The organism is Mucilaginibacter aurantiaciroseus (assembly GCF_024055595.1).
GTDB classification, from domain to species: domain Bacteria; phylum Bacteroidota; class Bacteroidia; order Sphingobacteriales; family Sphingobacteriaceae; genus Mucilaginibacter; species Mucilaginibacter aurantiaciroseus.
In genome coordinates this window covers 1,487,009-1,500,480 of the sequence record NZ_JAMXOF010000001.1, presented here as the reverse complement: position 1 = coordinate 1,500,480, position 13,472 = coordinate 1,487,009, and the positions used below count along the sequence as shown (strand labels likewise).

Below are 13,472 nucleotides of genomic sequence, written 5' to 3'. Positions count from 1 at the left end.
CTTAATACTTCAAACCTAGTACTTCTCTATCAACCGGTACTTGCCGCTTTTAATCAGTTTTTGCTGTTCTTCGCTAAAGGCCTCGCGGCCGCCAAAATCCTGCACCCAGTATTTGTTATTCTCGGCAACGCCAACTTCTTTATAGCCGGGGTTCATTAAATTTTTACAATGGCCTTCGCTTTTAAACCACCCTGCCATCACTTCTGGTATGCGGGTTTGCCCGAAGGCTATATTCTCGCCAATGGCAAAACTTTTCCATCCTTTAAATACATAGCCGGCGGTAACAATGCGGGTATTCATGGTGCGGCCATCTTTGCTTTCGTGGCTAAAGTAGTTTTGTTTGGCCATATCTTTCGCGTGGCCTTTGGCAGCCTCTTCCAGATCGTTGTTCCAAACCATTGGCGGGGCAGGCGGGTACCATTTACTGCCGCATTTACAGCCTTTACCACGCGTTTCGTTTATCAGGTCTAAAAATTCTTGCTTGAATGAGGTATAATCTTTAGCCTGGTTTAGAAAAATAAACGAGCTAAATGCAAATATCGAAAGGGAAAGTGTTGCGCCGAAAATGTATTTCTTCATATTGCCAATTATGACACTATTAACGTGTTATGGTTTAAATTATATATAAACCAAAGTAATAATTTTCGTGAAGATAAGAGGGTATTATAACGAGGCCAGTTTACCAACAGCTATCGCCTTTGCAGGTTTTTTAGTGGTTACCAGTACCTTTTTCTTTTTAATTACTACAGGTTTTGAAGGTGAATTATCAAAACTTATAAGAACAGGTTTATCCGCGTCTCGTGCGGCCTGTTCGGTAAGTTCGGTAGCGCGTTTTTCGGCGGCATCCCCTTTATCGTAGTCTTTTAAACGATTGTAAAGATAAGCGTAATTCTGTTGAACAATGGCTTCCAAAGCGGGCATGTTGGTAGACCATCTTAAGGCCTCATTCAAATCGCGCATGGCCATTTTGTATTCTTTGAGGTCCATTTTAATGGATGACAGTTTCACCAGTGAGCTAATGATATTCGGGATGTCTTTTACCTGGCGCGAGATCTTGTTTGATTGCAGGGTGAACCATTTGGCTTCGCTGAATTTGCGTTGTGCAACATATACTCGTGCAAGGTCATCAAAGCTAGCGCGGATACCTGTAGTATCTTCGTAATAGCTATAGTTATGCAGGGCCAATAAAGTATAGTGGATAGCTTCTGTTTGGTAGTAAGCTTTTAAATTACGGTTGGGCTGCTTGTCGAATTTTAAATATTCGGTCGCGATCTGGGTGTAGATCACACCTTTAAGTGTATCGTTGGTGGTAAGCTGCAGTTTTTGTTTAAGGCTGTCGATGTTGTTTTTGTCAACGTCATCGGCATGCGCGGCAAATGTAGTAGCGGCTAATATAAATGTGAAAAGTATAAAAAGTTTTTTCATCTGCTTAAGATCTCAAAATGTGCCATGTTGTACCATCTTCAAATTTAATGCCCGTTATTGCCATTATTTAACAGCGGGGTGGGTAAGGTACAATAAACTACCCTAATATTACAATTAGTTTGATTTATAGCTACTTATGGTTTAATAAATAGATTTCAACAGTAATAAAATTTATTAACAGTTAAATGGTAGAAGTACATAAAAGTGTACAGTATCAGCAAATTGATATAGTTACTGTATTACGCTTTCGTACTTGTCCAGGAAAGTGTTAAACCTGGCCGATCTTGATCTTACCAAATTGAAGATCAAGATACCTAATGTGGCGCAAGCAATCCCCGCAAGTACATCAAGCACGTAGTGGTGGCTGGCGTACACGGCGGTAAACCATATGCCAAGCATCACAACACCAAAAAACCAATTGATGAGCCCCAGGCGGTTCTTAATGCCATAATAAACCACTATAACCGGGTATGAAGAGTGCAGCGACGGCATAGCAGCGAATACATTGGAGCCTTTAGCGTAGATCGATTTAAACAAGTTTACATGAAATAGCTTATCAAACCTGGCCAAACCGGCAGTGTTGCCTTGTGTTAGGGGGTGAAAATTAAAGCCATGGAACTGGATATACCATGGTGGTGCGGCGGGGTATAAATAGTAAACGATAAAGCCCAGCATGTTCACCAGCACAAATGTTAGCGAAAAGTAAAGGAACTGGCGTTTATTCTTAAAAAACAAATAAGCTGCAAAAGCCAGCGGCACGGGTATCCAGCACAGGTAAAACAGCCCGGCCATGGTATCTAAAAAATCGGTACCCTGCATGCGCAGGTATTCATTAGGGGTTAGGGATTTACCGTGATAAGTGATCCCGAAAACATATTTTTCGGCACCATATAAACCGCCTACGGCCACATTATTATAATTATAATTAGGGAATGCCTTCATATAATCAAAAATGATCCAGTAAACGATAAAGATGGTAAAACCCAGTATAAACTTGCGGGTAATTACCGATGCATAAAACAAAACGTTAAATATGCCAAGCAAAATAAGTTGATCTGTTTTAAAACCAACTAAAAAATACGATAAGATAAGGTATGCAATGGATACGCCGGTAACAATGCTTATACTTTTCGCATTGATCCGGACACCATCGCCAGCAGCATTAGCCATTCTGCTTTTTAATGAAATCTGAACTGAATATCTTATCCCACAGGGGAGAGCTTACGCCGTAACCTTTGGTAGGGTCCTGGTAATGGTGCAGCATGTGGTGTTGCTTAATGTTTTTCCAAAAGTTGCCTTTAAAGTTAAAATGATGTATGGCGTAGTGCGATATATCATAAAACAGGTAACCTAAAATAAAGCCCGGGAAAAATCCAAAAATATAGTTAGCAGGCAAAAAGACATTAAACAGAAGGTAAAAACCGGTAGCCAAGGGGATACTTGCCGATGGTGGCATTACTAAGCGTTTCGCATCGCTGGGGTAATCGTGGTGTACACCGTGGAATATAAAGTGCAAACGCAAAGCCCACGGTTGTTTTGGCACAAAATGGAACACAAAGCGGTGCATAATGTATTCGGTAAGTGTCCAAACAAACAGGCCGCCTATAAATAACCAAATGTAGTTAACCACACCTATATTTCTATCGTAAGCCAAATAACTGGTTACTAAAATAACCGGTAAAAAAAGTATAACAGGCACAAAGTAGTGCACTTTTGATAAGCTTTCTAAAAAACTGCTTTTAAACATCCTCACAGATTCCTGCGAGTTCGATACAAAATTCTTTGCCATAGTAATCAGGGTTTAAAACGTTGGGTAACCTCTTTTCCTGTAACGGGGTCTGTACCTTTCATTTCTACAAAAATAACATTTGGTACCCACAAAGTGCCACCCTCTATCTTTATAAAAATATTTTGGAGTAACATTTGTTTTTTGGATACAATTGCGAAGATATGATATTTTCCGTCGGCAGCCTTCATTAAAGTAAGCTGAAATTGATTGTATGACATAATTCTGATATCATACTTATCGTTGCCCAAGGCTTTAGAAGTTACACCATACGCAAATTTACGCTGTAAATAAGTTAATTCCGATGGTTCGCCATGGCCCTCTGCATATCTTAACCAATATACATGTATGGGCGAATCTTCATCGGGTTTGCCTGTAGCCTTATCTATGTTAATATCGTACGATAGCGCGTTGATGTTTTGCGAACGCTGCAGGTAAAATAAACGTTGAGGATTTGGCGGCGGGGTAGGGTAAGCACGTCCTTTATCGTCGGTGCGTTTTGTAGTATCTGTTTGGTGTACTTTGCCGTGTTTAGCGGCGGCGTGAAACACAGCCATTGCAAACACTAAAAAAAATACAGCAAAATACTTCAAAAGCGTTTTATTCATTCTCTTCTTTCTCGTCTAGTGCTTTTTTTGCATTCATCAATCTTTTAAAGGCTGTAAAATTGGTTAAAACGGCAAGTACTGCGATAGGGAATGTAAAGATAGTCATGGTTTCGAAAACATGCCATTTGATGCCCGGGATATATAATTTATAATCGGCCGGGAGGTATGAAGAAGCAATACCACAAAATATTGCAAACAAACCAATGGTAACCACACGCTCGGGGCGTTGCATCAGGCCTCCTTTTGCATCTACGCCTAAACCTTCGGCACGGGCACGCACATAGCTAACCATCATGGAACCTATAAGGGCGATGAAGGCGAATATTGAGCTTAAGAAATAGTGATGGGCAACAAGGTAATAACAAATGCCCAAAAACATAATCAGTTCGCTATAGCGGTCTAAAACAGAATCGTACAAAGCGCCGAAAACCGATTTCATATTACCCAGACGGGCTACCTGCCCGTCGAGCATATCAAAAAGACCTGCAAACAAGATAAGGCCGCCGGACCAGCCAACGTAGCTAAGATCGCCACGATTGCCATCCTCGGCACCAATAATAAATATTGCCGCCACGCCCACATTTAAAACAAAACCAATAGATGTAACGGCATTAGGTGTTAAACCTATCTTAATCAGAAGCTTTACAAATGGGTCGATAACCTTATATATCCCCAGTTGAAGGCTTGTGCGTACTGATGTTTGTGATTCCATTTCGATGTAAAAAGTATATAGACCTAAATTAATTATTATTGATTAAAAGTCAAATTTGATTTTTAAACGGATGCCCCATTTTGCAATGTCGGGGTGGTCCAGATAAGTAAATCGTTTAACGTAGTCAACACGCACAAACTTAAAGATGTTTTCGATACCGATACTTCCTTCAATATATGGTGTTTTTCCTAAGGCGTAACTTATTGGGTTGCCGTTCTCATCAACCGGGAACTGGTATAAATTGGGGTGTAACGATGGTGTGTTTTGCGCGCTTAAGCCACCCCATAATGCTTTACCGGACAAGGTTTCGCGCCATTTTAGTTTTTTAAGTAACGGGATCTTGTTAAAAAAGTAACCTCCAAAGTGATGGTCGATGATAACGCTGGCAGATTTATCGCTCACAAACTCCAAAAAGTTCATTAGGTTATACGAGTCGATAACGTAAGAGAATGTCTGGTTGGCGCGGTGGATGTTCAATAACGGGTAAGGGATCTGCCCGAAGGTTTTTGACCCTTCAACTATCACATCCGAGAAGCCGAACGGCGCCAGGTAAAAACGCTTATCACCCCTAAAGTCTATTTTGTCGTAACCGTACTCGCCTCCTAAAACGTTTCTCAATCCCTTCGTATAATCGAGCGATAATTTAGGGTACTGGTTGATGATGGGCGCACGGAATAATTTACCCTGGTAAAACTGTTCGTTTGGCGCATAGCGGATTCCCACGTTAATTTCAGAAGTGGTTAGGTTGGCAAAGGTACTTGTTCCCTGTGTGTTGATGAACGGGAACAGGCTACCCGCAGGTGTTTGCATCAGTTTTTTTAAGCCGATGTGGTACGAGAAATGGTTTTCGTATTCGCTTTGGTAATCTATTTTGTAAATATCGTTGTAGTAATACTTATCGTTCCGGCCACGCTTAAAGGATAGCAAAAAGTTATCCTCCTGAACAAACTGAAGTTCCTGGCCCGGTATTTTGGTATCGCGCTGGAAACTACCGCGAATATAATGTTGCGGGAACCTGTAAACGCTTTTGCCATTTAACGAGTAGGTTGTGGCGAAAAGATACTTCCATTTTTGGTCTTTAAAACCATAGGCGCCGTAGCTTTCAAAAAAGATCTTTTTACTAAAATCGGCAGTGGTACGGCCACCAACGCGCAGCCTGAAACCCTCTATCGGGTTAAAACTGTAGAACGTACTGGCCGGGCCTATTTCAAATTTGCCAAAGTTTTTAAAACCGGCGAATAATAAGTTAACGATATCCGCCGTACGCTTGAATGACGGCATATGCACCAGGCTATCGATGTTTTTGTAAACTTTAGATTCGGCAGTGGTAAGGGTATCTAAACGGTTTTCTGTCCAAAAACTTTCGGGGCGGCTGCGCAATTCTTCATCCTCCAGTTCGGCCTTTGCTTTGTATAGGGTATCCTGGTGAGGTTTATTGATCTCGAAATTTTTGATAGTAAGCACTCGCGTACCAAAAAGCCCGCTTTTTCGCTTGGCGGTTATACCAAAATCGGCAAAGGTGTTGCTTTTGCTCAGGTGGTAACGGCCGTCGGTACTTAGTTCAAAATCCTGGTCAACGTGCATGGTGCGAACAAAATTTACGTTGATGTTTTTGTTGATGGTTAAGCCGGCCTTTTGCACGGCGTAATTACCATCAAGGGTGATGTAGATATCGCCTTCAAATAAAATATCGTTGGTGTTGCGCGGGGTAAAGCTAAGCTGTACCAGCTTTTTACCGCTGTTGAGCGTAATGGTATCAGTTATAAAGTATTTGTAAAAGTTTGGCGCGGTGCTAGCGATAGGGCTTAAAAATTCGCGGCCTAACAATAACGTACTATTATCGTAAATATCAACTTTTTCGTAAAGGTGTTTAAAGTATTGGCCTAAACCTTCGGCATCAAAACCGGGCCCAAAATCAACCGATTTTTCACCAAGTATCACATTACGGGTAGCCTCTGGAGCTTTACGGTAATATACTTTTGACAGGCTCTCTTTTAAATATATAGGCAATAGCGTTTTGCCCGGATAACTTGTGCTATCCTTATTTTCAAACACAAACTTATACTTACGGAAAAGCCTTCTTTCTTTAACTTTATCAGAGATATTGCTGAGCGAGAACTGTATCTTATCATACTCTTTGTACTCCACGTAGTTATAGGCACTTGGGCGGTTCTTCTCTTTATTCTCAATAACCTTACGGATCAGCGCCACGGCAGGGTTCTCATTTACATACTTATTTTTTTTTGCAGATTTGATGTTTACCTCGCTAAGTGCGGTAGAGGAAGGGATCATCTTTACATTTATGACCTGTTCTTTACCAGGGGCTACATTGTAGGTAGCATCTTTAAAACCAACGTAGCTAACTTTTATTTGGTTATAACTGCCGGTTATGCGGATAGTATAATGGCCTGTACGATTTGTAACCGTGCCTACATTGCTGCCAACTAATGTTACGGATACAAAAGGTAAGCCGTCGGGGTTGCTGCCATCGGTCACCTTGCCCGTTATAATGGTGTTTTGCGCTGTAGCCGCAAAGCCTATTAGTAAAAAAGATACAAGAAATATGTATTTAATGTGATATTTAAAATTCATTAAAATTTATTCAGTTATGCAAATACAAACTTCTTTTGCAGGAAATAATTGTATGTAATCCCTACTGTAAATGATACAACGATCTTTGAGATCTTGTAATCTATTTTTATATAGTGCGTAACTAAAAATACGCCTAATGTATTTAATGCCAAATTACCACACCACACCAAAAGGTATTTAAACGCCTGTAGCGGTATGGTCTTCTCTTTGCGTTTTCTAAACACCCAGGCCCTACCTAAAGCAAAATTGGTAAAGCCGCCGGCAACCGTTCCTATAAAGCTTGCCGTAACATACCAAATTAAAAAAACCTCCTTACATACTATCGTAGTCAGAAAGTCAATTAGTGATGCTATAAAGGATGAGGCTTGTGCCTTAACAAATGTTGCCATTTATGTTTTAAATAATCCGGCTAATACGTTTTAACCTTGCCGTAAGGTTATTAGTTAACCTAATTTGTGGTATATCGTAGTAGACGGTATAGTGAATATTTTGTTTCCATCTACGTAAAAAATACTGCAATTAGTTTAACTGAAACAAAAATACCCTCGGGGGGAGGTTTGTGCTTTGCTGCAAATATCGGTATTTTAAACCTAAAAACCCCGCAAAATAAAAAACTGGTTACCGCCCGTTAAGGCAACAACCAGTTTTAATACAATTTGTTATAAATTACTGACCTGCGAACATGTCGTCATAATAGTCGAGGCCCAGATGCGTGATCAGGTCTTCGCCCATTAAGTAACGTAAGGTATTTTCCAGTTTGATAAGTTGTTTGAAGATATCATTCTCGGCATGTAAACCCGGCGCAGTTTGCGGCGATTTAAGATAGAATGATAACCACTCCTGGATACCGCTCATATTAGCACGTTTAGCCATATCGCAAAATAAAGCTAAGTCTAAAGCAATAGGTGCTGCCAGGATAGAGTCGCGGCAAAGGAAGTTGATCTTGATCTGCATTTTGTAGCCTAACCAGCCAAAAATGTCGATGTTATCCCAGCTCTCTTTGTTATCGCCATGTGGCGGGTAGTAGTTAATACGGATCTTGTGGAAGATCTCGCCGTAAAGTTCCGGGTTATCTTCGGGGCGAAGAATATCTTCTAACACACCTAATTTAGATACTTCCTTAGTTTTAAAGTTATCCGGATCGTCTAAAACCAAACCATCGCGGTTACCCAAAATGTTGGTAGAGAACCAACCGTGTACACCTAATGAACGTGCTGCAAGGCCTGGTGCCAATACAGTTTTCATTAAAGTTTGGCCGGTTTTAAAATCTTTTCCGGCAATTGGTGTTTTGGTGATCTTAGCCAATTCTATCATGGCAGGGATATCAACCGTTAAATTAGGGGCGCCATTAGCAAACGGTACACCAAGTTTTAAAGCTGCGTAAGCGTAGATCATGCTTGGCGCAATGCGTTTGTCATCATCTAACAAAGCCTGCTCAAATGCAGCAAGTGTTTGGTGAATCTCAGATCCTTCGAAGTAAACCTCGGTAGAACCACACCATACCAATACAACGCGATCTAAACCGTTATCTTTCTGGAAGTTTTTGATGTCTTCCATAATCTGCTGTGCAAGTTCGTGACGGGTACCGGTTTTAACGTAAGTACCATCAAGGTTTTTTGCGTAGTTTATATCAAACGCAGCTTTCATCGGTTTAATTGATTCTAAACCTTCTCTAACTGAATCTAACAGGTCGCGTTCAAGTACTTTAGCGTTTACGGCTGCTTGGTAAACGTTATCTTCATACACATCCCACCCACCGAAAACAATGTCGTTAAGGTTAGCCAATGGTACAAAATCTTTAATTTTTGGATGACGTGCTTCGGTACGTTTGCCTAAGCGGATGCTACCCATTTGGGTTAATGAGCCTATAGGCTGAGAAATGCCTTTTTTTACAGCTTCAACACCGGCAATTAGTGTAGTAGCTACTGCGCCTAAACCAGGTATTAATATACCTAATTTACCTTCTGCAGGTTTAATGTTAATTTTCATTACTTACTGTTGTTTTTAAAGGATAATGCTACATACCACAAACAGTTTTAAAGTTTGTTTGTGATAGGTTATTTAGTTTATTGTTGCTTTATATAGTAGTGATCGCTCACGGGTACTATTAGTATATAACAATTAAAACCGTTAGGGGTTCGTTTTAATTGTAAATTAAAAGAATATAATTTTTTGGTTGAAAATTTATAATTCTTACAGGCAGATGAAGATTGGCTATAGCTATATAGCCTTTTCGTATATCCTATAAGTTTTGTACTGTTCGCCGCCAATTGCTTCAATGGCACGATTTACCATGTCGTTGTTTTCAAGCGTCCATGATGCTTCGGCATATTTTAAGCCTTTGCGCCTGTACTCTTTAATAATGCTGCCATATAGCGATGCCTCTATACCCAGTTTACGGTACCCATCAATTACGCCTAAAAGCATAATGCGGATGCCGGTTACCTTCTTTTTGTTTAATAATAATTTAAAGATACCTGTAGGCAATAGGCGGCCTTTTTTAATGGTTTTTAGGATCTGGTTAATATCGGGGATGGCTACACCAAAGCCTACAATTTTACCGTCCTGTTCTGCCACAAAAGCAAAATCGGGGTCAAGTATCATTTTAAGATCTTTGGCGGTATAATCAAACTCCTCGTTGGTCATCGGGAAAAAGCCAAGATTTTTATCCCAGGCTTTATTATAAACATCGCGCAGGGCATCGGCCTCCTGCTTAAAATTCTTTAAGTTTATTTTACGGATTACTACATTGCTGTTGCGTTTTAAACGCTCTGAAAGCATATCCAGCATCCTTAACGATTTATCGTTGTAGTTTGCGCCATCCCAGTACCAGGCAAGTAAGTCGGTTTGTTTTTTGAAACCGGCATTCTCTAACAAGGTAATATAATACTCCGGGTTGTAGGTCATCATAACAACCGGCGACTTATCAAACCCCTTGATCAACAAACCGCATGTTTCATTTGTTGATGGGTTTACCGGGCCAATAATGTTTTGCGCGCCTTTTTCTTTAACCCATTTAGTAGCGGTCTCAAAAAGCAGGTTAGCGGTTTCCTGGTCGTTAACGCAATCAAAAAAACCAAAAAAACCATCGTTCACTTTGTTAAAGCTATTATGGTTTGTGTTGTAAATGGCTGCTATGCGGCCAACTATTTTATCGCCATCGTAAGCCAAAAAGGTTTGCAATGATGAATGCTTGTGGAACGGGTGCGTGGTTAGCAGGTCCTTTTGGGCAATAAATAATTCGGGTACGTAAAGCGGGTCGTTCTTATACAGGTCATGCGGGAAGTCAATAAAAGCAGCAAGTTCTTTTTTTGACTGTACCGGTACAATTTTTTTCATTTGGGGTGGGGTGGGTTAACAGCGGTACCATGCAGGCGTGGTACCGCTGTAATTTTAAAGAGACTATATGTTTTCTTTAACAGTATTATTGATTACGCCTACATGTTTACACGCCTGTATCAGCTTTTCTACGGCCTCGTCAATTTGCGCAAAAGTGTGGGTTGCCATTAATGAGAACCTTAACAATGATGAGTCTGACGGTACAGCAGGGGATACAACAGGGTTTACAAATACACCCACATTTTGCAGGTAATTAGTCACCTGGAAAGTTTTTGAATTATCGCGAATATAAATAGGCAATATAGGGCTTTCTGTAGGGCCAAGATCAAAACCTTCGTCCAGTAAAAGCTTCATGGCATAATTCGTATTGTCCCAAAGTTTCTGCATCCTTTCAGGTTCAGATTCAATGATATTTAAGGCAGCAATAACACTCGCTACAGAGCCCGGAGGCATACTTGCGCTAAACATTAATGAACGTGCACGGTGTTTAATATAATCAATAGTGTCGGCATCAGCAGCGATAAAACCACCTAACGATGCTAAAGACTTGCTGAATGTACCCATAATAAGGTCTACATCATCGGTAACGTTAAAGTGAGACGCTGTACCGGCACCTTTATGGCCTATTACACCCAGGCTGTGTGCGTCATCTACCATAATGTTTGCACCAAACTTTTCGGCAAGCTTAACTATTTGTGGTAATTTAACAATATCACCCTCCATGCTAAATATACCATCCACCGCAATCACCTTCACCGCTTCTTCGGGCAGGATACTCAGCTTGCGGGCCAGGTCATCCATGTCGTTATGGGCATATTTAATAACTTTTGAAAAAGACAAACGGCTGCCATCTATGATGCAGGCGTGATCATATTCGTCTAATATTAAATAATCGTTACGGCCGGTGATGCATGACAGTACGCCAAGGTTTACCTGGTAACCTGTACTAAATAATACGGTAGCCTCTTTACCAACATACTGGGCAAGCCTATTCTCTAACTCAATGTGGATATCCAGTGTGCCATTTAAAAACCGGGAACCTGCGCAGCCGGTTCCGTATTTATCAATTGCCTGTTTTGAAGCTTCTTTTATAAGGGGATGGTTTGTTAGCCCCAAATATGAATTAGAGCCAAACATTAACACTCTTTTTTTATCGATAATTACCTCAGTATCCTGGGCAGACTCAATAGGTCTGAAAAATGGATACAGTCCCTGCGCCCTGATCATGTTTGCATCCTGGAACTGGGCAATCTTCTCGTGTAACTTTTTAACCATTTATAGACGCTGCTTAAATTTTTGTAAAAATACCATGAATAAGCTTATAACTTGCATGGAGAATGTAAATTTTTTACACACTACCTTAATAGTATGTTAATATACTTCTAACAGGCAAATTAATTAAATTTTTTATTTATTTGCTACCATTATTTTACATTTGTTTTAAAAATGTTCAAAATCGTGCCAATTATCATTGTAGTCTCCTAATTACGTAATATTCCTGTGGATGATTTTAAATAAGTTTATAATAATATCATATTCGCATTCCTTATTAACAATTCTGGAAATAATAAGAAAACCTTTCTTCATTATTTCCGTCTTTTTGCATCTTAGCTTTTTATGAAAAAAATCCGTTACTTATTCATTCCCAATATACTGCTTTTTTTGCCGGTAGTATTATTTGCACAATCTCCAGCCGATACCACAACAGCTGTAGTTAACTTAAAGCAAAGTATTGATTTTGCCTTGCGCAACCAGCCGCAGTTAAAACAAGCCAATATTGATGAACAAATTAACGAACGCGATATAAGTATAGCGCTATCGGCATGGTTACCACAGCTAAACAGCAGCAACTCTTTTCAGCATTTCATTCAAAGGCCTGCGCAGTTTGCAGCAGGTCAGGGAACCGGCCAGCAGAACTTTGCCATAGTGCACAATGTATCTACTATAGGCGTAAATGCCAGCCAGGTTATTTACAATAATGATGTGCTGCAGGCTTCGCGCGCATCTAAATACTCGAGGCAATATTATAAACAAAATACCGAAAGCAGTAAAATAGATGTAGTATCTTACGTAAGCAAGGCATTTTATGACGTATTGCTATCGCAACGCCAGTTAGATATTATAAAAGAAGATATTGTGAGGCTTCGCCGTAGTTTAAAGGATGCGTATTCGCGCTACCAGGCTGGTGTGGTTGATAAAACAGATTATAAACAGGCCACCATCGCCTTAAACAATTCACTTGCATCGCAAAAGCAAATACAGGAGGCTATTAAAAGTAAAACCGCTTTGCTAAAACAAATAATGGGCTTTAACCCCGAAAAAGGACTGGCCCTTGCTTATGATTCGGCTCGTTTAACATCAGAGGCGGTTGTTGATACCAACCAAATGTTGAACTATACCAACCGGGTAGAGTACCGCTTGCTGCAAACCCAAAAAAACCTGCTTAACTTAAATATATCTTATTATAAATGGGGTTTCCTGCCGTCGCTGTCAGCCACCGGAGGTTACAGCCTTGCTTATTTTAACGACAGTTTTTCTAAGCTATATAATAACGGTTACCCAACATCATTTGCAGGCCTGTCGTTGACCTTCCCGATTTTTACGGGCGGTAAGCGTTTGCAAAATTTAGCCAAAGCGCGTTTACAGGTAGAGCGCAGCGACCTTGACCTGATCAACAGCCGTAATACTATCAATACCGAATATGCACAGGCATTAGCCAATTACAAAAGCAATTACACTAACTGGTTGATATTAAACGAAAACGTAACCTTAGCCAAGGATGTGTATAAAGTAGTTGACCTGCAATACCGCGAGGGGATAAAAACCTATTTGGATGTAATTGTATCACAGGCAGACCTCCGCACAGCCGAGCTAAACTATTATAACGCACTGTTCCAGCTGTTATCAAGTAAGATAGATCTACAAAGATCATTGGGTACGTTGCAACCCGAAACCATACAATAATATATAGCCGTACAAAAATTAATAAGATAATCACGAAACCACCCGA

Annotated in this window: 12 protein-coding genes; 1 reads left to right on the top strand and 11 read right to left on the bottom strand. The window is 40.4% G+C overall.

Features of this window, described 5'->3' with window-relative positions:
• Positions 1-15 precede the first annotated feature (15 nt).
• From NAF17_RS06860 to spt, 11 genes are all read right to left on the bottom strand, one after another.
• The gene (locus NAF17_RS06860; protein WP_252757239.1) at positions 16-579 is read right to left on the bottom strand and encodes a CAP domain-containing protein; all 564 of its coding nucleotides are present in this window, start codon (positions 577-579) and stop codon (positions 16-18) included.
• Between the two features lie 84 nt (positions 580-663).
• Complete coding sequence (locus tag NAF17_RS06855; RefSeq protein ID WP_252757238.1) at positions 664-1,425, bottom strand: hypothetical protein; 762 nt, start codon at positions 1,423-1,425, stop codon at positions 664-666.
• A gap of 231 nt (positions 1,426-1,656) precedes the next feature.
• Positions 1,657-2,595, bottom strand: coding sequence for a phosphatase PAP2 family protein (locus tag NAF17_RS06850; protein ID WP_252757237.1), 939 nt, complete (start codon positions 2,593-2,595; stop codon positions 1,657-1,659).
• Complete coding sequence (locus tag NAF17_RS06845; protein ID WP_252757236.1) at positions 2,588-3,214, bottom strand: sterol desaturase family protein; 627 nt, start codon at positions 3,212-3,214, stop codon at positions 2,588-2,590. The genes NAF17_RS06850 and NAF17_RS06845 overlap by 8 nt, the downstream gene beginning before the upstream one ends.
• Before the next feature lie 5 nt (positions 3,215-3,219).
• On the bottom strand, positions 3,220-3,819 hold the full coding sequence (locus tag NAF17_RS06840; RefSeq protein WP_252757235.1) for a DUF4833 domain-containing protein: 600 nt from the start codon (positions 3,817-3,819) through the stop codon (positions 3,220-3,222).
• The gene (locus tag NAF17_RS06835; protein ID WP_252757234.1) at positions 3,812-4,531 is read right to left on the bottom strand and encodes a CDP-alcohol phosphatidyltransferase family protein; all 720 of its coding nucleotides are present in this window, start codon (positions 4,529-4,531) and stop codon (positions 3,812-3,814) included. Before NAF17_RS06835 ends, NAF17_RS06840 begins: the two co-directional genes overlap by 8 nt.
• Positions 4,532-4,573: 42 nt before the next feature.
• Complete coding sequence (locus NAF17_RS06830) at positions 4,574-7,123, bottom strand: DUF5686 and carboxypeptidase-like regulatory domain-containing protein (RefSeq protein ID WP_252757233.1); 2,550 nt, start codon at positions 7,121-7,123, stop codon at positions 4,574-4,576.
• 14 nt (positions 7,124-7,137) lie between these two features.
• Positions 7,138-7,512 carry a GtrA family protein gene (locus NAF17_RS06825; protein WP_252757232.1) on the bottom strand — a complete coding sequence of 125 codons (375 nt, stop codon included), beginning with the start codon at positions 7,510-7,512 and terminating at the stop codon, positions 7,138-7,140.
• Positions 7,513-7,789: 277 nt separating this feature from the next.
• On the bottom strand, positions 7,790-9,112 hold the full coding sequence (locus NAF17_RS06820; protein ID WP_252757231.1) for an inositol-3-phosphate synthase: 1,323 nt from the start codon (positions 9,110-9,112) through the stop codon (positions 7,790-7,792).
• A 231-nt stretch (positions 9,113-9,343) separates the two neighbouring features.
• The gene (locus NAF17_RS06815; protein WP_252757230.1) at positions 9,344-10,462 is read right to left on the bottom strand and encodes a GNAT family N-acetyltransferase; all 1,119 of its coding nucleotides are present in this window, start codon (positions 10,460-10,462) and stop codon (positions 9,344-9,346) included.
• 63 nt (positions 10,463-10,525) lie between these two features.
• Positions 10,526-11,737, bottom strand: coding sequence for a serine palmitoyltransferase (spt, locus tag NAF17_RS06810; RefSeq protein ID WP_252757229.1), 1,212 nt, complete (start codon positions 11,735-11,737; stop codon positions 10,526-10,528).
• 342 nt (positions 11,738-12,079) lie between these two features.
• On the opposite strand from spt, the gene NAF17_RS06805 reads away from it, so the two are divergent.
• Complete coding sequence (locus NAF17_RS06805; RefSeq protein WP_252757228.1) at positions 12,080-13,426, top strand: TolC family protein; 1,347 nt, start codon at positions 12,080-12,082, stop codon at positions 13,424-13,426.
• Positions 13,427-13,472 lie beyond the last annotated feature (46 nt).